Below are 21477 nucleotides of genomic sequence, written 5' to 3'. Positions count from 1 at the left end.
GTCGGCCGTGCGCGGAGTCGGTGCACGTGGTCGGGTGGCGGCGCGCACCATGACGGCCGCCAGGACGACGAGCTGTCAGCGGCACCGGTTGGAACGATCGCGCGGTCACGCGGCTTGGTCGGGCTGGGCGCGGCGATCGGCTGCCGCGACGGCTTCGCCGTCTTGCCATCGGGAAGGTCGACCGGCGACGAGGGCCAGGACCACGGAAGCACGAACGGGCGTCACCTCGGCTGGCCGTGGTGAGGCTCAGTCGGGGTGACACCCGTTGATCGTTGATCAACTACCAGGCCGTCTGTGGGCCGTGGGGCGTTGAGGAAGGTCGAAACGGGACGGAACGCAACCGGACACGTCCGGCCAGGTCAGAGGCGATCCGAGCCGCTCCGCCGCAGGTCCGGTCAGGACAGGTGGAAGAACACCACCATCTTCAAAGGCTTCACGGCCTGACTTGGGCCAACGTGAACGGGCCGCGCTGGGCTCGGTGAGCGCGGCGCGGCCCGTTCAGGTTGGGGTTCAGTCGGTGGGCTGAGCCGGGTCGGCGCAGAACACCGCCTTGATCAGCCCGTCCAACGTCGTGGGGAACACCCCGGCCGGGTCGACGTCGCCGGTCGTCAGGGAAGCGGTCAGGGTCTTGGTGCCGTCGGGGGTGCTGATCATCAAGGCCCCGTAGCCTCCGGGGGCGCCGCCGTTGTGGTGGACGATGGTGCCGTGCGGGCCGAGGTCTTGGATCCAGAGACCCAGGCCGAGGTTGAGCTTGCCGTGCGGGGTGGTCATCTCGGTCAGGAGAGGGGCCGGCAGGAGTTGGCCGCCCAGCAGCGCGGAGATGAAGGTGCTCAGGTCCTCGGCGGTCGAGATGAGGTCGCCGGCGCCGGCCAGCAGGGACGGGTTCTGGCGGCTGACGTCGACGACCTTCCACTCGCCGGCGTCCTGGTAGCGGCAGTAGCCGTGGGCGTGCGGGCCGGGGAGGTCCGGCGAGTCGGCCGACACCACGGTGTCCGACAGGCCGAGCGGCTCCAGGATCCGCTGCCGCACCTCTTCCGCGTAGGTCCGGCCGGTGAGCTTCTCGATCAGCAGCAGGGCCAGCGTGTAGTTCGTGTTGGCGTAGCTCTGGTCCGTCCCCGGCTCGAAGCGCGCCGGCTTGGACAACGCGAACCGCACCAGTTCCTCGGGCCGGTAGGAGTGGAACCGGTTCTCCACCCACGCCTTGCCGTGCGAGGGGAGCCCCATCACGAACGTCCCGTCGGGCTCGACGTCGCCGGTGTAGTTGTACAAGCCGCTGGTGTGCTGCAACAGCATCCGCACCGTGATCCGCTCGTCCAGCCCGAGCTCGGGCAGGCTGTCGGCCACCGGGCTGTCCAGCCCGACCCTGCCCTCGGCCACCAGCTGCAGCACCACGGTCGCGGTGAACGGCTTGCTGACGCTGCCCGCCCACACCTGCCCGTTGGCCGGCGGCTCGGCGGTCCCGCCCAGCTCGCTCACACCGGCGCGGCCGACCCAGTCACCCCGCTCGTCGTGCACGCGCAGTTCCGCGCCGGCGAAACCGGCGTCGACGACCGCCTGCACGGCCTGCTGCAACTCCGGGCGGTCCGGCCCGGCGGAGGCTGACTGCGACCGGTCGGCCGCGTCGCCGGGGAGGCTGTGGGCGGTGATGTCGCCGTACGAGGTGGTGGCGCGGATGTCGAGCTGGGCGGCGCCCACGGTGTTCACGAGCGCGTTGCGGATCCGGCCGTAGGACGTGCCGGCGTCCAGGGTGGCCGAGACGCCGTGGGCGGCGCCGATCGAGATCCCGCCCGCCTGCGTCGACAGCGTGACGGTGCCGCGCACGGCCTCGGCGATGCGGATGTCGCCCTTCTGGGTGCTGATCAGGGCCGGACCGCCCAGGCGGCCGACCGAGACGTCACCGGCGTGCGCGGTGAGGTGGACGCTGTCGGCCTCGTCGAGCGTGACCACGCCGTGCGCGCCGTCGAAGACGACGTCGCCGAGCCGTCCCACGCCCCGGAACTCCGCGGCGGCAGCCTTCGCCTCGACCCGTGAGCCGGCGGGGAGCCGGACCGTCACCGCGACCGAGCCGGACGGGCCGAGGACCTGGTTGCCCGTCGGCGTCTCGATCCGCAGGACGCCGTCGGCGTAGGTCGCGGTCGTCTGCTCCGCCGCCTTCACGTCGCGGCGCTTCGCGGCGTCCGCCGGCAGCACCTCGACGGTGGTGTCGACCCGGTCGGCGGCGATGAGCTGGACGCGCCCCCCGGGGATGTCCAGGACGGTGGCGATCGGGGCGGGGGTGTCGAACGTCTGCATCGTGCTCTCCGGGTGTTCGTTCGGGCGGACCTGCTGACGGGAACCACGATCGCCCGCCGTCCTGACACCGGACGGTCACCGAGCTGACACGACCGCTGACTCCGCCACTGGCACGACCGCTCACGCGACGCCACCGGCTCCACGCGCGACGCTCGGCCCGGCACCGCGCCCGCGAACCCTAAGGTGCAGGGATGAACGGACCCGCGGAGATGCTCGCCAACGACGCCGCGTCGACCGCGCTCGGCATCAGGGCGCTCGAACTCGGTGACGGCACGGCCAAGCTGGCCATGACCGTCACCGACCGGATGGTCAACGGGCACGGGATCGGGCACGGCGGGTACGTGTTCCTGCTCGCCGACACCGCCTTCGCCTGCGCGTGCAACCGCCACGGCTCGGTGACCGTGGCGGCGCAGGCGGAGATCGACTTCATCGCCACCGTGCACGAGGGCGACGAGCTGGTGGCGGAGGCGGTGGAACGGGTGCGGTTCGGGCGCAGCGGGATCTACGACATCACCGTCCGCCGGGGCGAGGAGGTGGTGGCGGAGTTCCGCGGCCGGAGCCGGACCCTCAGGCCGAACGACGCAGACCCAGCACCTGAAGGGTGATGAAACCCATCACGGCGATCGCCTGGGCGACGATCAGGAAAACGCCGAGCCCGGTCACCGGGAACCACCCGGCGAACGCGGTCAGGAAGCTGTCCAGCACCCACACCGAATTGCCGATCACCACCACCGCGACCAGTGGGCGAACGGGCCGGAGGCCGAGCACGAAAACGCCGACGCCGTAAGCGACGAGGAATGCGCCGAGGCCGATCACCAGACCGCGTGGCAATCCCGTGTCGAGGTCGAAGAGCAGGGCCAGCAGGCCCAGCCCGCCCGAGGCGACACCGTCGAGCTTGAGGGCGAAGCGGAGGAGACCGTCGTTGCGAACCTGAGTTGTCGTCATGGCTCGGAAGTTAGGGCCGGTGGTACTGCCGGCGGTACGCCGAACACTGCCAACGCCTGCCAGTCACGAGGCCTCGACCTGGGCGGACAAGTCCTCGGCCACCAGCTTCGCCCCCGCGTTCTGCCAGTTGTGCAGCGTCCGCTCCGGCACCTGGTTGACGAACCAGGCCAGCGCCCGCCGCGCCTCCGGGTCGAGGCCCTCGCGCTTGGTCCGCCTGCTGTACGGCCGGATGCCGACCACGTAGTAGAAGTACAGCGCGTTGTAGTGCCGCCATTCGTCGCTGGTGCCGAACTCGCCGTCCCGCGGTTTGAGCCGGCGGATGCTCTCCAGCAACAACGACTTCAGCTCGGCCGCACGTTCCAGCGGCTGGTCCGACGCGCCCCGCGCGGCGAGCCGGGCCTCGATCACCGGCAATTCCGTCAACGGGCTGGCGACCAATTTCCCGAGGTCGCCGTAATTGCTCAGGGCACGCCTGGTCAGCTTCACGAACTCGGCCGGGTCGAGCGGGGCACGCCGGGGCAGCGCCTCGGCCGCGTCACGCAGCTCCGCGCGCGAGGCGGCCACGTCGGGCACCGCGACCCGGTCCACCAGCAACGCCAGCGGGTTGGCCAGCACCTGCACCGCGATGGCGGCGGCGACCGTGCCGAACAGCAGCGGCACCAGCCGGTCGTCCAGGAACAACGCCACCTGCCCGCCGAACACCGCCGCCAGCCCCGCCGACGTGAGCAGCGAGCGCACCATGTCCGCCCGGATCGCCTCACCCTCGTCGAACGCGTCCGCCACGGCCACGACCACGCCGAACACCAGCAGGTCGAACCCGGCCGACGCGATCACCAGCGGCGCCGGCAGCACGTCCACCAACAACAACGCGCAGCTCAGCCCGAACAGGATCGTCGCCGCCCCCAGCAACGCCCGCCGCACCCGCAGGCACAGCACCAGGGCCGCGGCCAACGGGATCAGCACCACCACGGGCGCGAAGTAGGCCGCCACCAGCAACGGCAGCGCGCTGTACCGCCACCAGCGGTCGTAGCGCACCGGCAGCCAGCACACGACGACCCCGGTCCACGCCACCGCCGGCACCGCCATCGCCATCGTCGGCACCGGGAGGACGATCACCAGCGCGTAGGCGAGCAACCCGACCGAGGCCCGCTGGAGCAGGTGCTTGCGGGGATCACGCACGAGCAGGTACAGCCCCAGCCACCAGGCCAGGCCGAACGTCACCACCGACACCGCGATCACCCGGAGATCCTACGGTTGCGCGTGCTGGGACGATGTCGCTCATGCCGCTCGAGCCGACGCTCCACAAGGCCGCCGAAGAGGTCGAACGCGGTGACTTGGCCAGTGTCCTGCGGGCGCGACAGCGGCTGGTCGGGCTGGTCACCAGCTACCCCGACCGGCTGGACCTGCGCGAGCGCCTCGCGGAGGTGTACCGGCTGCTCGGCGACGCGGCGCAGGCCGGGCGGTGGAGCTACCTGTCCGAGGCGCGCGACGAGGCGGAGGTGGCGGCGTTCGAACGCGCCTACCGCACGCCGTTGGCTCGGCTGCGGGCGATGAACTGGATCAGCGGCGAGGCCGGCGCGTCGACCGCGACCGCGCGGGAACGGCTGGTGGCGTTGCGGACCGCGGCCAACGAGCAGTTGCGGGCCGAGTTGTCGGTGGCCGACGACCGCGACTCGTCGTGGGGCACGAACGTGTTGGTGCTGGTGGGCCTGGTGATCGTGCTGCTGTGCTTCGTGGTCGGCGTGGTGACGCTGGTCATGTGGGCCTACAGGTGGTTCGCCGGATGAGCGCATGCTGGAGGCATGACCCCCGACGTCGCCGCCGCCGCTGACCGCATCCGCCCGCACGTCCGCCGCACGCCGTTGTGGCGCACCGAGGTGGACGGCAGGCCGATCGCGCTCAAGCTCGAACACCTCCAGCTCACCGGCTCGTTCAAGCTGCGCGGCGCGCTCAACACGCTGCTCGCCGCCGGTTCACCGGATCGGGTGGTCACGGCGTCCGGCGGCAACCACGGCCTCGGCGTGGCCAAGGCCGCGCAACTGCTCGGGCTGCACGCCACGGTGTTCGTGCCGGTCAGCGCGCCGGAGGGCAAGGTGCGGCGGATCGAGGCGGCGGGCGCGAAGCTGATCCGGCACGGCGACACGTACGCCGAGGCGGTGCTGGCGGCCCGCGAGACGCCCGGCTTCTACGTCGAGGCCTACAACGACCCGGTCGTCGTGGCGGGTCAGGGCACGGTGGCCGCCGAGGTGGTCGAGGACGCGCCGGACGTGGACGCGATCGCGGTCGCCGTGGGCGGCGGCGGGCTGGCCGCGGGCACGGCGCTGGCGTCGGGTCGCCTCACGGTCGCTGTGGAGCCGGAGCGGTGCTGCGCCCTGCGCCACGCGTTGGCGGCGGGCGAGCCGGTGGACTCCGAGGTGGTCTCGGTCGCCTCGTCGGCGCTGGGCGCCACCAGGGTCGGCGACGTCCCGTTCGAGGTCCTGAGCACGCACCCGGTGACGTCGGTTCTCGTGCCCGACGCCGAGATCCTGGCCGCGCGCGACCGGCTCTGGGAGGAGTTCCGGCTGGCCGTGGAACCGGCGGCGGCCGTGCCGTTCGCCGCGTGGCTGGCGGGGCAGGTGCCGGGCGAACTGGCGTGCGTCGTGCTGTGCGGCGCGAACACCGACTGGACGGCCTAGGACGTCCCCCGGCGCAGAGCGGAAGGCCGCTCGGCGCCGTGACCCGGCGGAGTGACGATCGTGGTGTCGGTGCTCGCCCTGGCCGTGGCCGCGTACCGGGCCCGGCCGTGCCGGATTGCCGCTGTTCCGCAGACGGCGGGCGAGGGCGCGAGTCACACCAGCGCACGGCGTGGCGATGCACGGCGTCCTGCTGCCGGCGCCGGCCTCGGCGTTGAGCCTCACGACGTGGTCCGAGCACCACCGCACCCGGACCGTCGCCCTCGTCTCGATCGCCTGCTGCGCCCTCATCGCCGCCGCGGCGGCCTACAACGCGTTCGTCTGACCGCTCAGCGGCACCCGGTCACCCGGCTGGGCCGACCCCCGCTCGGCCGAACCGCGGTCCGGCGCCACGCGCCCCAGCGACCCGCCCGCCTGCGTCGGCACCTCGACCTCCAGCGCGAGCGCCGGGTCGAGCCGCTCCACCCGTTCCACCATGGCCTCCACCTCGGCGATCAGGTCGGCCCACTCGGGCCGGTGCAGGCGCTCCCGGACCACCCAGCGCAGCGTGCGGACCTCCGCGCGCAGCCGTTCGAACTGCTCCGCGTCGAGACGTTGCGCGGACGGGTGATCGAGCTTGCTCGAGAGCACCCTCACCCGGATCCCGATGTCCACCAGCGACCTCCGGCGTCGTGCGTTGTCATACGGCACGCACGCAGTGTCGCAGGCGCCACCGACAAAACAACAAGCCGCACCTCAACGCGTCGAGCTGATGGTGGCGCTGGCGAGCACCAAGTCGCCCGCCGCCGCGTCCTCCCGGTACACCGCGACCGCCTGACCAGGGGCGACGCCGCTCAACGGCGTGCGCAGGCGGACGAGCAGCTCTCCACCGACAACTTCGGCCACCGCGGGCGCGAGACCGCCGTGCGCCCGCACCTGCGCCACGCACTCCACCGGACCGTCGAACGTGACACGCGTCACGGGCCGTTGCGCGACGATCTCCGTGACCTGGAGCTTCTCCGCCGCGCCGACCCGCACGGTGCCGGTCACCGGCTCCAGCGACAGCACGTACCGGGGCCGACCGTCGGGCGCGGGCGCGTCGATGCCGAGGCCCTTGCGCTGGCCGACGGTGAACTCGTGCACGCCGACGTGCCGCCCGAGCACCGCGCCGGTCTCGTCGTCCACCAGGACGCCGGGCTGCTCGCCGAGCTTCCTGGTCAGGAAGCCCTGGGTGTCGCCGTCGGGGATGAAGCAGATGTCGTGGCTGTCGGGCTTCTCGGCGACCTGGAGCCCGCGCTCGGCGGCCTCGGCGCGCACCTGCGCCTTGGTCGAGTCGCCCAGCGGGAACATCGCGTGCGCCAGCTGCTCGTGCGTCAACGACGCCAGCACGTACGACTGGTCCTTGCCGTCGTCGGCCGAACGGCGCAGCTCAGGCACACCGTCCACAGTGGACAAGCGGGCGTAGTGGCCGGTGGCGACCGCGTCGAAGCCGAGCGCGATCGCCTTGTCCAGCAGCGCCTCGAACTTGATCTTCTCGTTGCACCGCAGGCACGGGTTGGGCGTGCGGCCGGCCGCGTACTCGGCCACGAACTCGTCCACGACCTCCTCGGTGAACCGCTCCGCGAAGTCCCAGACGTAGAACGGGATGCCGAGCACGTCCGCCGCGCGCCGCGCGTCCCGGGCGTCCTCGACCGTGCAGCAGCCGCGCGCGCCGGTGCGCAACGTGCCGGGCTTCGCCGACAACGCCAGGTGCACGCCGGTCACCTCGTGGCCCGCCGCCACCGCCCGCGCCGCAGCCACGGCGGAATCCACCCCGCCGCTCATCGCCGCCAGCACCCGCATGCCCGTCACACCTCCGCCGTCGCCTTGCCCGCAAGCCTCTTCAGCCCCGCGATGCCCGCCGTGCGGGCGCGTTCGACCACCGGGCCGATCACCTCGGCCAGTTCGCGCACGTCCGCCGCCGTGGAGGTGTGCCCCAGCGAGAACCGCAGCGAGCCGCGGGCCGCCACCGGGTCGACGCCCATGGCCAGCAGCACGTGGCTGGGCTGCGCCACCCCCGCCGTGCAGGCCGAGCCGGTGGAGCACTCGATGCCCTTGGCGTCCAACAGCATCAGCAGGCTGTCGCCCTCGCAGCCGGGGAACGTCAGGTGCGCGTTGCCGGGCAGCCGGTGCACCGGGTCGCCGTTCACCTCGACGTCCGGCACCACGCGCCGCACCGACGCCACCAGCTCGTCGCGCAGCGCGACGAGCGCGGCGGCGGTCGCGGCCTGGCGGGACACCGCGTGCCGCACCGCCGCGGCGAGGGCCACGATCGACGGCACGTCCAGCGTGCCGGACCGCACTTCCCGCTCCTGCCCGCCGCCGTGCAGCACGGGCGTCGTCGTCACGTCACGTCCCAGCAGCAGCACGCCGACGCCGTACGGCCCGCCGAGCTTGTGGCCGGTGAGCGTCAACGCGGACGCGCCCGAGTCGGTGAAGTCCACCGGCACCGCGCCGACGGCCTGCACCGCGTCGGTGTGGAACGGCACCGCGCGCTCGGCGGCCAGCTCGGCCAGCTCGCGCACCGGGTTGATCGTGCCGACCTCGTTGTTCGCCCACATCGCGGTGACCAGGGCGACGTCGTCGTCCAGCGCGTCGCGCAGCGCCTCGGGCCGGATGCGGCCGAGCCCGTCGGGCTCGAGCCAGGTGACCTGGGCGCCCTCGTGCTCGACCAGCCACTGCACGGCGTCCAGCACGGCGTGGTGCTCGACCGACGACGCCACCACCCGGCGGCGGCGGGACGTGCGGCGGGCCCAGTAGACGCCCTTGACGGCGAGGTTGTCGCTCTCCGTGCCGCCGCTGGTGAAGATCACCTCGGAAGGCCGCGCGCCCAGGGCGTCCGCGATGTCCTCCCGCGCCTCCTCCACCAGCCGCCGCGCCCGCCGGCCCGAGGTGTGCAACGACGAGGCGTTGCCCGTGGTGGACAACGCCCGAGTCATCGCCTCGATCGCCTCGGGGAGCATGGGGGTCGTGGCGGCGTGGTCGAAGTAGGCCATCAGCTTTCCAGGGTAGCCCGGCCCAGACGTCCGGCGAGCACCGCACCGAGCACCGCGACGCCCGCCATCAGCAGGTCGAACGGCACCACGGCGGCGGTCGGCGCGGCGGCCGAGGCGAAGGTGGTGACCAGCACACCGCCGAGGCCGACCAGCAACGCCGAGCCGAGCATGTCGCTGATCTGCAGGGCCGAGGAGTTGAACCCCCGGTCGACCTCGGACGACGCGCCCAGCGTGAGCACGCTCAAGCTCGACATGGCCAACCCCATCCCCGCTCCGGCGACCGCCCACAGCAGCGGGGTGGCCCACGCCGGACCCCAGGACGGTGCGATGAGCGTCACTCCGGTGATACCCACCGCGTTGAGCACGAACCCCCACCGCACGAGCTTCTCGCGCGGGATGTCCGGCTTGCGCGACTGCCACCAGGCGGCGCTGGACCAGCCCAGCGCGCTCAGCGTGAGCGGGATGCCGGCGGCGATGGCCGAGTAGCCGTGCACGGCGGTCAGCGTCAGCGGGATGAACGCCTCGGCGGCGAAGAACGAGCCCGCCAGCAGCGCGCGGGCCAGGATCGTGACCGGCAGGCCGCGGCGCGCGGTGAGCGTGCCCTTGGGCAGCAGCACGCGCAGCGCGGGCGCCAGCGCGACCAGCCCGGCCAGGCCGAACACCAGGTTGACGCCGGTGGGGTGCTGGGCCGCCCAGCTCAGCGCCGCGACGCCGAACCCCGCGCCCAGCGCGGCCAGCGGCAGTCCGCGCCGGGCGTTCCCGTCGGGGGTGTGCGGCGGCAGGTTCCGCAGCACGGGCACCAGCAGCAGCACGCCGATCAGCACGAACGGCGCCAGCCCCAGGAACACCCACCGCCAGCTCAGCGTCTCGGTCAGCCACCCGGACAGCGCCGGCCCCACCAGCGACGGCACCACCCACGCCGAGGCGAGCAGGCCGAACACCGCCGGCCGGTCCCGTTCCGGGTAGACCAGGCCGATCAGGACGTAGACCGCGACCACCTGCGCGCCGCCGCCGATGCCCTGCAGCACGCGGCCGAGGAGCAGCAGCGGCATGTCCTGGGCGAGGCCGGCGACGACCAGGCCGACCAGGAACAGCGCGGGGCCCGCCAGCAGCGACGGCCGCGGCCCGCGCAGGTCGCTGAGACGTCCGGACAGGACGGTGGCCACCACGCTCGCGGCGAGGAACGCCAGGAACGGCCACGCGTACAGGTCGTTGCCGTCGAGGTCGGCGACCATGCGCGGCATCGCCGTGCTGACGCCCATGTTCTCGAACGCGAGCAGCGTCACGAGCAGGATGATCCCGACCGTCGGGCCCCGCCGTTCAGGTGTCCACAGGTTGCTCTTGGCGGGGGTCTCGGTCGTCGTCACGGGCCAATGGTTCAACCTCCACCTGGGTGGAGGTCAAGGCAATATGACGCAGTTCGGCCCCGACCACCTGCACGGACCGTGTGGTGCGAACGACCGACATGACAGCGCGCGCTGTGGTGTTCACTGGGCGTGATCCACCCGTGCACCGAAGGAGGAACCCGTGCGTCAGCGCTTAACCGTCCTGCTCGCCTCCCTGGGCCTTGCCGTCGGCGGACTCGCCGTCACGGCGGGCCCGGCGTCCGCCGAGAGCTACGGCTACATCAACTGGACCAACAACTGCGGCGGCCCCTGGTTCTACGGGATCATCTACGCCAGCGGGACGAAGTCGGGGACGTCCGTCGTGCAGGAGCCCAGCGTCCCGGCGGGCGAGACGCGCAGCCGGCGGGTCCAGTCCGGCTACCAGTACCACGTGACCGCGAACGGCGGCTGGATCACCGTGGCGATCAACGACATCCCCGGCCGGGTCCACACCGTGCCGGTCAGGGCCTGCTGAACGCGGTTCAGGCCACCCGGGTGGCGTGCCGGCGGGGCGAGGGGACCTCGACCGAGCCGTACGCCGCCCGTTCGGCCTCCTGCTGCACGAGCGCCGCCAGCTCGCGGCGCGTCGCCGCACGACCGGGCGCGACCTCGTCCAGCACGTGCACCTCCACCACCAGCCCGCGCGAGCGCAGCACCCGCCGCATCGAGTCGACCAACGTGTCGGAACCCACGAACGCGGGCCGGGTGGACGTCTTCGAGTCCTGCGAGTACCGCAGCACCACCGGCCGCACGGGCACACCGGCGTCCAGCGCGGCCTGGAACAGCGCCGGCCGGTAGCGCCCGGACGCCACGCCGCACCACGTCGTGCCCTCCGCGTGGATGCCGACCGCCGCACCGTCCCGCAGCGCCGCCGCCAGCTCGGCCACCGTCCCCGGCAGCAGCGACAGCCGCTCCCGGTCCAGGTACACCGTGCGGGCCGCGGTGATCAGCCTGCCGAGCACCGGCCAGTCCCGGATGTCCCGCTTGGCCACCATCCGGATGGGCTGCACCGCGTCGATCGCCAGCTCGTCCAACCAGGACACGTGGTTGGACACCACCAGCACGCCACGTCCCGGGTTGTCCTGGAACACCGGCCCGATCAGCCGCAGCCGCACGCCGAACGCGCCCAGCAGGGCCCGGAACCAGCGCCGCAGCAGCGCCGACCGAACCTGCCCCCGCACGCACAGGACCGCGAGGACCACGAGCACCCCGGACAGCATCACGGCCGACGCCGTCAGCACCCGCCACGCCACCCGCAACGTGCCCACGGAGGCCGTCGAGTGGTCCACGCACCCGTCGCCGCACGGCGACACGGGCATCCACGCGTGCTTGCTCACGCCGTCTCCCCGAGGAAGAACTTCAGGTACCGCTGGTCGACCCGGTCCATCCCGAGCAGCACGGGCAGGTCGGCCACGCCGAAGTCGGCGTCCAGCGCGGGCCGCCCGCACACCCACGCGCCCAGCCGCAGGTAGCCCTTCAGCAACGGCGGCAGCACGGTCCGGTCCGGCCGCGCCGCGGCGTCGACGTCCCACGGCGTCAGCGGCTCGACCCGGTACTCCTCGGGCGCGTGGTGCTTGGCCCGCACGACGTCCCACACGCCCGCCGCGAACGAACCGCCGTCGTGCAGCGGCACGGAAGCGCAGCCGATCAGCCACGAGTGCCCGGACAGCAGCATGTACCGGGCGATGCCGGCCCACACCAGCGACACCACGGCCCCGTTGCGGTGGTCGGGGTGCACGCACGACCGGCCGGTCTCCACGAGCGAGGGCCGCAGGGCGTCGAGGGCGGAGAGGTCGAACTCGCCGTCGGAGTACAGCCGGCCCGCCTCCGCGGCGCGCTCGGGCGGCAGCATCCGGTAGGTGCCGACGATGTCGCCGGTCCGGTCGTCGCGCACCACGAGGTGGTCGCAGAACTGGTCGAAGTAGTCGACGTCGTGCCCCGGCACGGAGCTGTGCAGCACGGCGCCCATCTCGGAGGCGAACACCTGGTGCCGCAGCCGCTGCGCGGCCACGACCTCGTCGCTGTCACGCGCGACCAACAGGGAGTAGCGCGGCGCGTCGGAAGCGGCGTCACCGGTGCTGACAAGCAGTTGCGGCTGCGTCATGGGTCTGGTCTACCGACCGGTTGGCGACCGGGAGCAGGTCGTTCCGATGACGCCTCAGTGGCAGGTCGGTTAAGGCACGGTGAGGCCGCGGGCAGCACGAGGGCCGCCCCGCGCGAAGCGGAGCGGCCCTCGATCCCGACTGCGGACGAACCCCCAGGTCAGCCCTTGCGCTTGCCGACCTCGTCGGTCAGCTGGGGCGCGACCGCGAACAGGTCGCCGACCACGCCGAAGTCGGCGATCTCGAAGATCGGCGCCTCCGGGTCCTTGTTGACCGCGACGATGGTCTTGGACGTCTGCATGCCCGCCCGGTGCTGGATCGCGCCGGAGATGCCCAGCGCGATGTACAGCTGCGGCGAGACCGTCTTGCCGGTCTGGCCGACCTGGAACTGGTGCGGGTAGTAGCCGGAGTCGACCGCGGCCCGGGACGCGCCGACCGCCGCGCCGAGGCTGTCGGCCAGCTTCTCCACGACCTCGAAGCTCTCCGCGCTGCCCACGCCACGACCACCGGACACGACGACCGACGCCTCGGTCAGCTCCGGGCGGTCGCCACCGGCGACCGGCTCGCGACCGGTCACCCTGGTGACCAGCGCCGGGTCCGCGGCGGGCGCCTCGACGGCCTGCTCGACCGCGTCCGCGGGCGACTCGGACGCCTCGACACCGCCGGGGCGCACGGCGATGACCGGCACGCCCTTGGTGACCTTGGACTTCACCACGTACGCGCCACCGAAGATCGACTGCGTGGCGACGCCCTCACCGTCGAGGTCGACGGCGTCGTAGAGCAGACCGGAGTCCAGGCGCACGGCCAGCCGGCCCGCGACCTCCTTGCCCTCCAACGTCGCCGACACCAGCACGGCGGCGGGCGACGCGGTGGCCGCGACCGCGGCGAGCGCGTCCACCTTCGGCGTGACCAGGTGGTTCACGGCGTCGTCGGACTCCACCGCGTACACCTTCACCGCGCCGTAGCGGCCCAGCGACTCCCTCACCTTGCCCGCCGTCCCGGGCGATCCGACCACCACCGCGGCCGGCTCGCCGAGACGGCGCGCGGCGGATAGAAGCTCATAGGTGACCTTCTTGACCTCGCCGTCGACGTGGTCGACGAGGACGAGTACTTCAGACATTGGATTCCTCGCCTTCAGATGAGCTTCTGGTCGACCAGGTACGCGGCGATCTTCGAACCGCCGTCACCCGAGTCCTCGACACGCTGACCGGCGCCGCGCGGCGGCTTCGGGGCCGACTCCAGCACCTGCGACCAGGCGGCGCCGAGGCCGACCTCGCCCGCGTCCAGCCCCAGGTCCGCGACCGTGAGCTTGCTGACCGGCTTCTTCTTCGCCGCCATGATGCCCTTGAACGACGGGTACCGCGGCTCGTTGATCTTCTCGTTCACGCTGACCACGGCGGGCAGGCTCGCTTCGAGGTGCGAGACGCCCTCGTCGGTCTCCCGCTCGGCCTTGACCGTGCCGCCTTCGACGGTGAGCTTGCGCACCTGCGTCACCTGCGGCACGCCCAGCAGCTCCGCCAGCATGGCGGGCACCGCGCCCGCGCGGCCGTCGGTGGCCTCGTTGCCCGCGATGACCAGGTCGAAGCCCTCGATCGTGCCGATGGCCTTGGCCAGCATCTTGGCGGTGGTGAGCGCGTCGGAACCGTGCAGGGCCTCGTCGGAGACGTGCACGGCCTTGTCCGCACCCATGGAGAGCGCCTTGCGGATCGCGTCGGTCGCGCGGTCGGGACCCATCGCGACGACGGTCACCTCGCCGCCGTGCGCCTCCTGGAGCAGCAGCGCCTCTTCCACGGCGCGCTCGTTGATCTCGTCGAGCACGGCGTCCGCGGACTCGCGGTCGAGGGTGTGGTCGGCGTCGGCGAGCTTGCGCTCGGACCAGGTGTCGGGCACCTGCTTGACCAGGACGACAATGTTCATGGGTCCTCTTCGACCTCCTGCGGACGGGCGGCGACGTGGGTGGGCGACGGTAGTTGCCTGCGGTCGCCGGATTGTTCGTGACCCTGCCATGTCATCGCCGCATTGGCATGGTGGTGTCTGCCACCTGGATGTTACCCACCGGTAGCAGAGGTGCAAACGGCAGCAAGCACCCACTGCGGGTGATGATGCTCACTGGCGCTCACCGGGCCATTCGGACATTGTCGCCAGTCCGTACGACGGCGTTACAGACCCTCCCCCTACTCGGCTAGGTTCGAACGCATGCCACGGCGAGTAGCGATTGTCACCGACTCCACCGCCTGCCTGCCGGCGCAGTTGACCGAGAAGCTCGGCGTGACCGTCGCGCAGATCCAGGTGCGCATCGGCGACTGGGTGGACGACGAGGTCCGCGTGCCCGTGCCGAAGCTCGTGGACGCCCTGCGCGGGCAGCTCGACGTGACCACCGCGCCACCGGACCCCGGCGCGTTCTTCTGGACCTACGCCGACGCGGCGGCCTCCGGCGCCGAGGCGATCGTGTCGCTGCACGTGTCGACCGGTCTGTCGAAGACCGTGGAGGCGGCCCGCCAGGCGGCCGCGCAGGTGCAAGTGCCGGTGCACGTGGTGGACACGCAGACGTGCGGCATGAGCCTCGGGTACGCGGTGGTCGCCGCCGCCACCGCGGCCGCCGCCGGCGGTGACGCGAACCGCGTGCTGGCCGCCGCGCAGCACAGCGTCCGGCGCAGCACCGAGCTGATCTACGTGGACACGTTGGAGTACTTGCAGCGCGGTGGGCGGATCGGCAAGGCCGCCGCGCTGCTCGGCTCGGCGCTGTCGATGAAGCCGCTGCTGACCGTCGCCGACGGGCAGATCACGCCGCTGGACAAGGTGCTCGGCGCGGAGCGGGCCATCCGCAAGCTGATCGACATCGCGGTCAAGCGGGCGGGCGCGGATGCGGTCGACATCGCGGTCGAGCACTTCGACGCGGCCGACCGCGCGCAGACCGTGCTCGACCAGTTGCGCGCCAAGCTGCCGAACGTGCGGCGGTTCCTGGTGACCCAGGTCAGCTCGGCGATCGGCGCGCACGTCGGGCCGGGCGCGGTGGGCGTGACCGTTTCGCCGGTTTAGCCGGGTTGGGAACTCGGTGCGGGGTTTGAGCGTTGAGCGGACAGGGAAGGAGGTGGACATGGCATCTCTGTTCAGCAAACTCGCCGCGTTCGCCCGCAGTCCGCAGGGCCGCCGGGTCACCGAGCAGGTCAAGCACGCGGCGCGCGACCCCCGCAACAAGGCCAAGGCCCAGCAACTGTTGCGCAAGTTCCGCAAGCGCTGACCGAGCTTCGACGTTCAGCGGCCCGCTACCGGTTGGCTTCCGGGCGGGCCGCTTCGAACGCGCGCCGGGCCACGACGGGCTCGGTCCCCGCCACCACCACTTGGACGACCTCGGGCCCGGAGCCCGGTTCCCCGGTGTCGCCCGGGTCGGCAGGCTCGGCGGTCTTGCCCGGGTCGGCGGTCCCGGCGCTCGGTTCGGTCGACCCGACCGCAGCTGTGGCCGGTTCGGGCTCGGCGCGGACCACGTGCATCCGGCGCACTTCGTCCTGGCGCGCGGGTTTCCCGCTGTGCGACACCGGGTCCGGGACGGCGACCAGGTTCGGGCGCGGGGTCGGGCGGTCCGGCTCGGGCAGTGCGGTCGGGATGCCCACCACCGGGTTGCGGTGGATCGGCTTCGTCGCGTAGTCCTCCGGCGGGAACTGCGGTTCGAACCGGGGCATCGGCACGGCGGGCGCCGGTTGCGGGGTCGGTTCGGGTGGTTGTTCCCGGCGGAGCATGACCGCTGTCAGCACGCAGCCCGCCGCGAACGACAAGGCGCACAACCCGAACACGACCGCCGCCCCGGACATCACGCATCCCCACTCGACCGGCGGGCCGCCGGCGCTGCCGCCATCAAGCACCGACCCGCTGGCCGTCGGTGTCCGCCTGCTCGCCCTTCGGCTTCCCGGCGCTGATCGTCTCGGCGCTGATCGTCTCGGCGGCGATCGGTTCGACCGGCTCCGCGCCGGCGATCCCGTCACCGGCTGGTCCCGGCCCAACCTCGCCCGGACCGGCCTGGGCCGCACCCGCCTCCCCCGCACTCGCCTGCGCGACGGTCGTCTGCTCCGGGATCAGGTTGGGCACGCGGTCGGCCGCCTCGTCCAGCGCGACGCGCGCCGACGCCAGCTGCGCGGCCACCAGGTGGCGCAGTTCGCGCAAGTCGTCGGACTGCCGCTGGATCTCGTCGATCCGCCGGTGCGCCTCGCGGGCCGCGAGCTTGATCAGGAACGCGGCCCGCGCCTTCGCCAGCTCCTCCTGCTCGGCGAAGTGCTGCTGGGCCTCGTTGCGCCGCCGGTTCATGGTCAGCTCGAAGAAGTTCTGCGCCTTGGCGCGCTTGGCGTCGGACTCGGCCTCCAGCTGCGCGCACCGCTCGGCGGCCTCCCGCAGCAACTGCTCCGCGTCCTGCTCCGCCTTGGCCAGCGCCGCGGCGCACTCGGCCTCCACCTCCTCCGTGCGGGCCTTGAGGTGCGCCTCGACCTCGGCCTGACGACGTTCCAGGTCGACCTCGCGCTGGTCCAGGTCCGCGGCACGCAGGTCGGCCGCCTCACGCCGGTCGCGCGCGTGCGCTTCGACCTCCGCCCGTCGGGCGGCCAACTCCTCGTCGACCTGGCGCCGCAGGTCGGCCAGCTCGGCCTCGGCGCGCTCGCGCAACGCCGCGGTGTCGCGCTCGGCGCGCACCCGCAGGTCGTTCGCCTCGTCCTCGGCGAGCGTCAGCATCCGGTGCAGGCGCTCGGACGCGCCGGAGGTCGTGTTGGGCGACATCTCCAGCCGTTCGATGCGGGCACGGGCCGCGTCGAGGTCGCTCCGGGTCATCTCGAGCAGCTTGCGCAGGTCGGCTGCCTGGGCCAGGGCCTCGGCCCGGTCGAGGGTCGTGTACTTGAGCTGCTCGTCCAGGTTCTCCAGGTGTTCGATCACCTGTCGGCGGTGGAAACCCCGGTAGACCACGTCGAAACCCGCGTGCAGCGGAACGATGTCCGGCTCTTTCGCACCCATGGCGGCCCCGCTCGTTCGAAGATTGGCCGAGGGTACCGAGCGTAAGGCACCCAACCGGCACATGACCACCCACGACTACCCTGGTGCAACCCACTCCAAGCACCCTTCTTGCAGGCGAAACACCATCAGGGAAGATCGCCGGTAATTTGATTCAGGTCACCCGATGGAGTCATTCAACGGTCATCAACCGGGGTATTGTGAATGCGCACAGCAACATAAATCCGCCATAGAGCGGCGAAAAGTTCACACGAAACAGTGACGCCCTAACGGACAGGCGATGCCTACCCGCGAGTAACGGGCAACTACGCTTGCCGGGTGACCGTCGAGCCGCTGCCCCTCACCGGTGAGCGCACCGTGCCCGGTATCGCCGAGGAGAACTACTGGTTCAGGCGCCACGAGGCGGCGTACCTGGACCTGGTCCGGCACTGCGTCGGCACGGTCGTGCTGGAGGCGGGCTGCGGCGAGGGCTACGGCGCCGCGCTGATCGCCGGGCACGCCGCGCGGGTCGTCGCGCTCGACTACGACCGGCTGACCGCGGCGCACGCGCACCGGGCGTACCCGGAACTGGCGGTGCTGCGGGGCAACCTGGCGTCGCTGCCCCTGCGCGACGAGAGCGTGGACGTGGTGGCGAACCTCCAGGTCATCGAGCACCTGTGGGACCAGGAGGGCTTCCTGGCCGAGTGCGCGCGGGTGCTGCGGCCCGGCGGCAGGCTGCTGGTCACGACGCCGAACCGGATCACCTTCTCCCCCGGCCGCGACACACCGCTGAACCCCTTCCACACCCGCGAGCTGGCGCCTGCCGAGCTGCGGGAACTGCTGGTCGGCGCGGGGCTTCGGGTCGAGCTGCTGGCCGGTCTGCGGCACGGTCCGGCGTTGCGCGCGCTGGACGAGCGGTTCGGCGGTTCGATCATCGACGCGCAGGTGGCCGTGGTGGTGGACGGCGGCGCGTGGCCCGACGACCTGCTGACCGCCGTGGCGTCCGTGCGGAGCGAGGACTTCGAGATCACGACCGACGACCTGGACGCGAGCCTGGACCTGGTCGCCGTGGCGGTGCGCCCGTGACGCGCGAGGGGACGTTCTGCCTGGTCCTGCACAGCCACCTGCCGTGGCTGGCGCACCACGGCGCCTGGCCGGTCGGCGAGGAGTGGCTGTACCAGGCGTGGGCGCACTCGTACCTGCCCGTGGTGGATTTGCTGGAGCGGTTCGCCGCCGAGGGCCGCGAGGACGTGCTGACGCTGGGCGTCACGCCGGTCCTGGCCGCGCAGCTCGACGACCCGTACAGCCTGCGGGGCCTGCACGACTGGCTGGGCGACTGGCAGCTGCGCGCGCACAGCGCGTCGTCCCGGCTGCCGGACCTGGCGGCACGCGAGCACCGCGCGTCGGCGTGGGCCCTGGACCGCTTCGAAACGCGGTGGCGGCACGGTTTCTCGCCCACCCTGCGGTCCCTTGTGGACTCGCGCACGATCGAGCTGCTCGGCGGGCCGGCCGCGCACCCGTTCCAGCCGCTGCTCGACCCGCGGCTGCGGGCGTTCTCGCTGCGGACCGGGTTGGCCGACACCGCGCAGCGGATCGGCTCGACGCCCGAGGGCATCTGGGCGCCGGAATGCGCGTACGCGCCCGGCATGGAGCACGACTACGCGCGGGCGGGCGTGCGGCGGTTCCTGGTGGACGGCCCGTCGCTGCGCGGCGACACCGCCGCGGGCCGGCCGGTCGGCACGTCGGACGTGGTGGCCTTCGGTCGTGACCTGGAGGTGTCGTACCGGGTGTGGTCGCCCAAGGTCGGCTACCCGGGCGACCCGGCGTACCGGGACTTCCACACCTACGACCACCCCAGCGGGCTCAAGCCGTCGCGGGTGACGGGCAAGAAGGTCGAGCCGGCCGACAAGCGGCCCTACGACCCGGACCTGGCGGCGGAGGCCGTCCGGCGGCACGCGGCGGACTTCGTGGACACGGTGGTGCGGCGGCTGCGCGCGTTGAAGGAGCAGCACGGCGAGCCGTCCCTGGTGGTCGCCGCGTACGACACCGAGCTGTACGGGCACTGGTGGCACGAGGGCCCGGCGTGGTTGGAAGCGGTGCTGCGGCAGCTGCCCGAGGCCGGGGTGCGGGTCACGACGTTGCGCGGCGCGGTCGAGGCCGGGCACGTCGGCGCGCCGGTCGACGTGCCGCCGTCGTCGTGGGGCTCGGGCAAGGACTGGCAGGTGTGGAACGGGCCCCAGGTCGGCGACATCGTGCACGGCAACGCGCAGGTGCAGCGGGAGCTGCTCGCCCTCGACCTGTCCGGCGCGGTGCGCGACCCGGTCGCCGACCAGGCCGTGCGGGAGGCGTTGCTGGCGTTGTCCAGCGACTGGGCGTTCATGGTCACCAAGGACTCGGCCGCCGACTACGCCCGGTACCGGGCCAAGGTGCACGCGGACCGGTTCGCCGAGCTCGTCGCGCTGCGGCGGGTGGGACGCGGGCGTGACCGGGCGGCCGAACTGCGCCTGGTCGACGGTCCGTTCGGCCACCTCGACGCGCGGGGGCTGGCTAGTTGACGCCCCCGCCGCCCGACAGGTCGTTGCCGTGCTGGCGGAGCGCGACGCCGGCCGAACCGGGGTTGTCGATCCTCGCCTGCACGACCGGGTCCGCCTTCGAGCGGCCCTTCGTGTCGGCGGGTCGTTCGAGGCCGGCGCGCTTGGCCCGGGCCCTCCGGTCGACCACGAACCCGATCGCCGGCATCGCGGCGCAGAACAGGACCGCCCAGACCCAAGGCTGCATGACCGTACCCCCCGATTTCCCCGGAGCTTCCCAGGGTAGCGGTGCAGAGATGCGAGGATGGCCCATGCGCGTGCTGATGTTGTCCTGGGAGTACCCGCCGGTCGTCGTCGGAGGTTTGGGCCGGCACGTGCACGCGCTGGCCGGGCACCTGGCGGCGCGGGGGCACGACGTGGTCGTGCTGTGCCGGCAGCCCTCGGGGACCGACGCGGTCACGCACCCCACGTCGGACACCGTGGTCGACGGCGTGCGGCTGATCCGGGTGGCCGAGGACCCGACGCACCTGGTGTTCGAGCGGGACCTGGTGGCGTGGACGCTGGCCATGGGTCACGCGATGGCGCGGGCCGGGCTGGCGCTGCTGCGCGGTTGGCGGCCGGACGTCGTGCACGCGCACGACTGGCTGGTCACGCACCCCGCGATCGCGCTGGCCGAGGAGTGCGGCGCGCCGTTGGTGGCGACCGTGCACGCGACCGAGGCCGGTCGGCACAGCGGGTGGCTGTCGCAGACGTTGAACCAGCAGGTGCACTCGGTCGAGTGGTGGCTGGCGAACCGGGCGGACGCGCTGATCACGTGCTCGTCGGCGATGCGGACCGAGGTGGCACACCTGTTCGAGGTCGAGCCGTCGTCGGTCACGGTGCTGCACAACGGCATCGAGCCGCGCCGGTGGCGGGTCCGGGCGTCCGACGTGGCCGCCGCGCGTGCCGCGCACAGCCCGTCGGGCGCGCCGCTGCTGCTGTTCTTCGGGCGGCTGGAGTGGGAGAAGGGCGTGCAGGACCTGATCGCCGCCCTGCCCCGGATCCGCCGGATCCACCCGGGCACCCGGTTGGTCGTGGCCGGCACCGGCACGCACCGGGACTGGCTCGTGGAGCAGGCGCGCAAGCACAAGGTGCGACGGGCGGTGGACTTCGTCGGCCACCTGTCGGACCGGGCGCTGGCGGCGGCGCTGGCGGCGGCGGACGCGGTCGTGCTGCCGAGCAAGTACGAGCCGTTCGGCATCGTGGCGCTGGAAGCGGCGGCGGCCGGCACGCCCCTCGTCGCGTCCACCGCCGGCGGCCTCGGCGAAGTCGTCCTCGACGGCGTGACCGGTCTGTCGTTCGCGCCGGGCGACACCGAAGCCCTGGCCGGCGCGGTCCGGTCCGTGCTGGACGACCGCCCCGCCGCCGTCCGCCGGGCCCGCGCCGCGAAGTCCCGCCTGGCCACGGACTTCGACTGGTCGAAGATCGCCGAGGACACCGCGGCGGTCTACCGCTCGGCCGCGGTCCGCGACCACCCGCCGCTCGGCCGCCCCAAGATCCCGACCGGCAACGTGTTCCTCTAGTCCTCC

General features: G+C 72.7%; 24 protein-coding genes. 10 read left to right on the top strand and 14 right to left on the bottom strand.

The genetic code is table 11. The features are described from left to right. Positions 1-510: 510 nt before the first annotated feature. The gene (locus AB0H12_RS05175; RefSeq protein WP_499620984.1) at positions 511-2292 is read right to left on the bottom strand and encodes a serine hydrolase; all 1782 of its coding nucleotides are present in this window, start codon (positions 2290-2292) and stop codon (positions 511-513) included. Positions 2293-2483: 191 nt separating this feature from the next. On the opposite strand from AB0H12_RS05175, the gene paaI reads away from it, so the two are divergent. Then, complete coding sequence (paaI, locus tag AB0H12_RS05170) at positions 2484-2897, top strand: hydroxyphenylacetyl-CoA thioesterase PaaI (RefSeq protein WP_499620982.1); 414 nt, start codon at positions 2484-2486, stop codon at positions 2895-2897. Here paaI and AB0H12_RS05165 read toward each other — a convergent pair. Both AB0H12_RS05165 and AB0H12_RS05160 read right to left on the bottom strand, forming a co-directional pair. Next, a complete protein-coding gene (locus AB0H12_RS05165; RefSeq protein WP_230567799.1) occupies positions 2860-3237 on the bottom strand; it encodes a hypothetical protein in 378 nt (125 codons plus the stop codon). The genes paaI and AB0H12_RS05165 overlap by 38 nt on opposite strands. Before the next feature lie 63 nt (positions 3238-3300). Next, positions 3301-4476 carry a hypothetical protein gene (locus AB0H12_RS05160; protein ID WP_499620980.1) on the bottom strand — a complete coding sequence of 392 codons (1176 nt, stop codon included), beginning with the start codon at positions 4474-4476 and terminating at the stop codon, positions 3301-3303. A gap of 41 nt (positions 4477-4517) precedes the next feature. Here AB0H12_RS05160 and AB0H12_RS05155 point away from each other — a divergent pair, with 41 nt between their 5' ends. The 3 genes from AB0H12_RS05155 to AB0H12_RS05145 all read left to right on the top strand — a co-directional run bounded on the left by AB0H12_RS05155 (position 4518) and on the right by AB0H12_RS05145 (position 6234). Then, positions 4518-5024: a DUF6584 family protein gene (locus AB0H12_RS05155; protein ID WP_499620979.1), complete on the top strand. Its 507-nt coding sequence runs from the start codon at positions 4518-4520 to the stop codon at positions 5022-5024. Positions 5025-5039: 15 nt separating this feature from the next. Beyond that, positions 5040-5912: a serine/threonine dehydratase gene (locus tag AB0H12_RS05150; protein ID WP_499620978.1), complete on the top strand. Its 873-nt coding sequence runs from the start codon at positions 5040-5042 to the stop codon at positions 5910-5912. Positions 5913-6087: 175 nt separating this feature from the next. Then, positions 6088-6234 (top strand): hypothetical protein, encoded by a 147-nt coding sequence (locus tag AB0H12_RS05145; protein WP_499620977.1) that lies wholly within the window; start codon positions 6088-6090, stop codon positions 6232-6234. On the opposite strand, the gene AB0H12_RS05140 is transcribed toward AB0H12_RS05145, so the two are convergent. Genes AB0H12_RS05140 through AB0H12_RS05125 form a run of 4 tightly spaced genes read right to left on the bottom strand, consistent with a single transcriptional unit; the run spans position 6216 to position 10290 of the window. After that, the gene (locus tag AB0H12_RS05140) at positions 6216-6599 is read right to left on the bottom strand and encodes a hypothetical protein (protein WP_499620975.1); all 384 of its coding nucleotides are present in this window, start codon (positions 6597-6599) and stop codon (positions 6216-6218) included. The two genes, AB0H12_RS05145 and AB0H12_RS05140, sit on opposite strands and share 19 nt — an antisense overlap. A gap of 45 nt (positions 6600-6644) precedes the next feature. Next, positions 6645-7730 carry a tRNA 2-thiouridine(34) synthase MnmA gene (gene mnmA / locus AB0H12_RS05135; RefSeq protein WP_499620974.1) on the bottom strand — a complete coding sequence of 362 codons (1086 nt, stop codon included), beginning with the start codon at positions 7728-7730 and terminating at the stop codon, positions 6645-6647. A 5-nt stretch (positions 7731-7735) separates the two neighbouring features. Beyond that, positions 7736-8923 carry a cysteine desulfurase family protein gene (locus AB0H12_RS05130; protein ID WP_499620973.1) on the bottom strand — a complete coding sequence of 396 codons (1188 nt, stop codon included), beginning with the start codon at positions 8921-8923 and terminating at the stop codon, positions 7736-7738. Continuing rightward, on the bottom strand, positions 8923-10290 hold the full coding sequence (locus tag AB0H12_RS05125) for an MFS transporter (protein ID WP_499620972.1): 1368 nt from the start codon (positions 10288-10290) through the stop codon (positions 8923-8925). The genes AB0H12_RS05130 and AB0H12_RS05125 overlap by 1 nt, the downstream gene beginning before the upstream one ends. A gap of 160 nt (positions 10291-10450) precedes the next feature. Here AB0H12_RS05125 and AB0H12_RS05120 point away from each other — a divergent pair, with 160 nt between their 5' ends. Next, positions 10451-10783, top strand: coding sequence for a hypothetical protein (locus AB0H12_RS05120; RefSeq protein ID WP_499620971.1), 333 nt, complete (start codon positions 10451-10453; stop codon positions 10781-10783). A gap of 7 nt (positions 10784-10790) precedes the next feature. Here the strand turns inward: AB0H12_RS05120 and AB0H12_RS05115 are convergent, their stop codons facing one another. From AB0H12_RS05115 to AB0H12_RS05100, 4 genes are all read right to left on the bottom strand, one after another. Then, positions 10791-11645, bottom strand: coding sequence for a lysophospholipid acyltransferase family protein (locus AB0H12_RS05115; RefSeq protein WP_499620970.1), 855 nt, complete (start codon positions 11643-11645; stop codon positions 10791-10793). Beyond that, entirely contained in the window at positions 11642-12412 is a 771-nt protein-coding gene (locus AB0H12_RS05110) for a GNAT family N-acetyltransferase (protein ID WP_230567810.1), read from the bottom strand. The genes AB0H12_RS05115 and AB0H12_RS05110 overlap by 4 nt, the downstream gene beginning before the upstream one ends. 158 nt (positions 12413-12570) lie before the next feature. Further along, the gene (locus tag AB0H12_RS05105) at positions 12571-13530 is read right to left on the bottom strand and encodes an electron transfer flavoprotein subunit alpha/FixB family protein (RefSeq protein WP_499620968.1); all 960 of its coding nucleotides are present in this window, start codon (positions 13528-13530) and stop codon (positions 12571-12573) included. Positions 13531-13544: 14 nt separating this feature from the next. After that, the gene (locus AB0H12_RS05100; RefSeq protein WP_499620967.1) at positions 13545-14327 is read right to left on the bottom strand and encodes an electron transfer flavoprotein subunit beta/FixA family protein; all 783 of its coding nucleotides are present in this window, start codon (positions 14325-14327) and stop codon (positions 13545-13547) included. A gap of 279 nt (positions 14328-14606) precedes the next feature. Between AB0H12_RS05100 and AB0H12_RS05095 the strand changes: the two genes are divergently transcribed. Together AB0H12_RS05095 and AB0H12_RS05090 are read left to right on the top strand one after the other, a co-directional pair. Continuing rightward, positions 14607-15449, top strand: coding sequence for a DegV family protein (locus tag AB0H12_RS05095; protein WP_499620966.1), 843 nt, complete (start codon positions 14607-14609; stop codon positions 15447-15449). A gap of 58 nt (positions 15450-15507) precedes the next feature. Then, a complete protein-coding gene (locus AB0H12_RS05090) occupies positions 15508-15651 on the top strand; it encodes a hypothetical protein (RefSeq protein WP_499620964.1) in 144 nt (47 codons plus the stop codon). Between the two features lie 25 nt (positions 15652-15676). Here AB0H12_RS05090 and AB0H12_RS05085 read toward each other — a convergent pair whose 3' ends face one another. Both AB0H12_RS05085 and AB0H12_RS05080 read right to left on the bottom strand, forming a co-directional pair. After that, positions 15677-16219 carry a hypothetical protein gene (locus AB0H12_RS05085; RefSeq protein ID WP_499620962.1) on the bottom strand — a complete coding sequence of 181 codons (543 nt, stop codon included), beginning with the start codon at positions 16217-16219 and terminating at the stop codon, positions 15677-15679. A 43-nt stretch (positions 16220-16262) separates the two neighbouring features. Then, positions 16263-17402, bottom strand: coding sequence for a hypothetical protein (locus AB0H12_RS05080; RefSeq protein ID WP_499620961.1), 1140 nt, complete (start codon positions 17400-17402; stop codon positions 16263-16265). A 315-nt stretch (positions 17403-17717) separates the two neighbouring features. Between AB0H12_RS05080 and AB0H12_RS05075 the strand changes: the two genes are divergently transcribed. Continuing rightward, positions 17718-18464 (top strand): class I SAM-dependent methyltransferase, encoded by a 747-nt coding sequence (locus AB0H12_RS05075; RefSeq protein WP_499620960.1) that lies wholly within the window; start codon positions 17718-17720, stop codon positions 18462-18464. Next, positions 18461-19933: a 1,4-alpha-glucan branching protein domain-containing protein gene (locus tag AB0H12_RS05070; protein WP_499620959.1), complete on the top strand. Its 1473-nt coding sequence runs from the start codon at positions 18461-18463 to the stop codon at positions 19931-19933. Before AB0H12_RS05075 ends, AB0H12_RS05070 begins: the two co-directional genes overlap by 4 nt. On the opposite strand, the gene AB0H12_RS05065 is transcribed toward AB0H12_RS05070, so the two are convergent. Next, positions 19926-20156 carry a hypothetical protein gene (locus tag AB0H12_RS05065; protein ID WP_499620958.1) on the bottom strand — a complete coding sequence of 77 codons (231 nt, stop codon included), beginning with the start codon at positions 20154-20156 and terminating at the stop codon, positions 19926-19928. The genes AB0H12_RS05070 and AB0H12_RS05065 overlap by 8 nt on opposite strands. A gap of 64 nt (positions 20157-20220) precedes the next feature. Between AB0H12_RS05065 and AB0H12_RS05060 the strand changes: the two genes are divergently transcribed. Then, on the top strand, positions 20221-21471 hold the full coding sequence (locus tag AB0H12_RS05060) for a glycosyltransferase family 4 protein (RefSeq protein ID WP_499620957.1): 1251 nt from the start codon (positions 20221-20223) through the stop codon (positions 21469-21471). Positions 21472-21477 lie beyond the last annotated feature (6 nt).

This window comes from Actinosynnema sp. NPDC023794, assembly GCF_040639675.1.
GTDB classification, from domain to species: domain Bacteria; phylum Actinomycetota; class Actinomycetes; order Mycobacteriales; family Pseudonocardiaceae; genus Actinosynnema; species Actinosynnema luteola.
The sequence above is the reverse complement of the archived record's forward strand: the minus strand, read 5'-3'. Positions and strand labels throughout refer to the sequence as shown.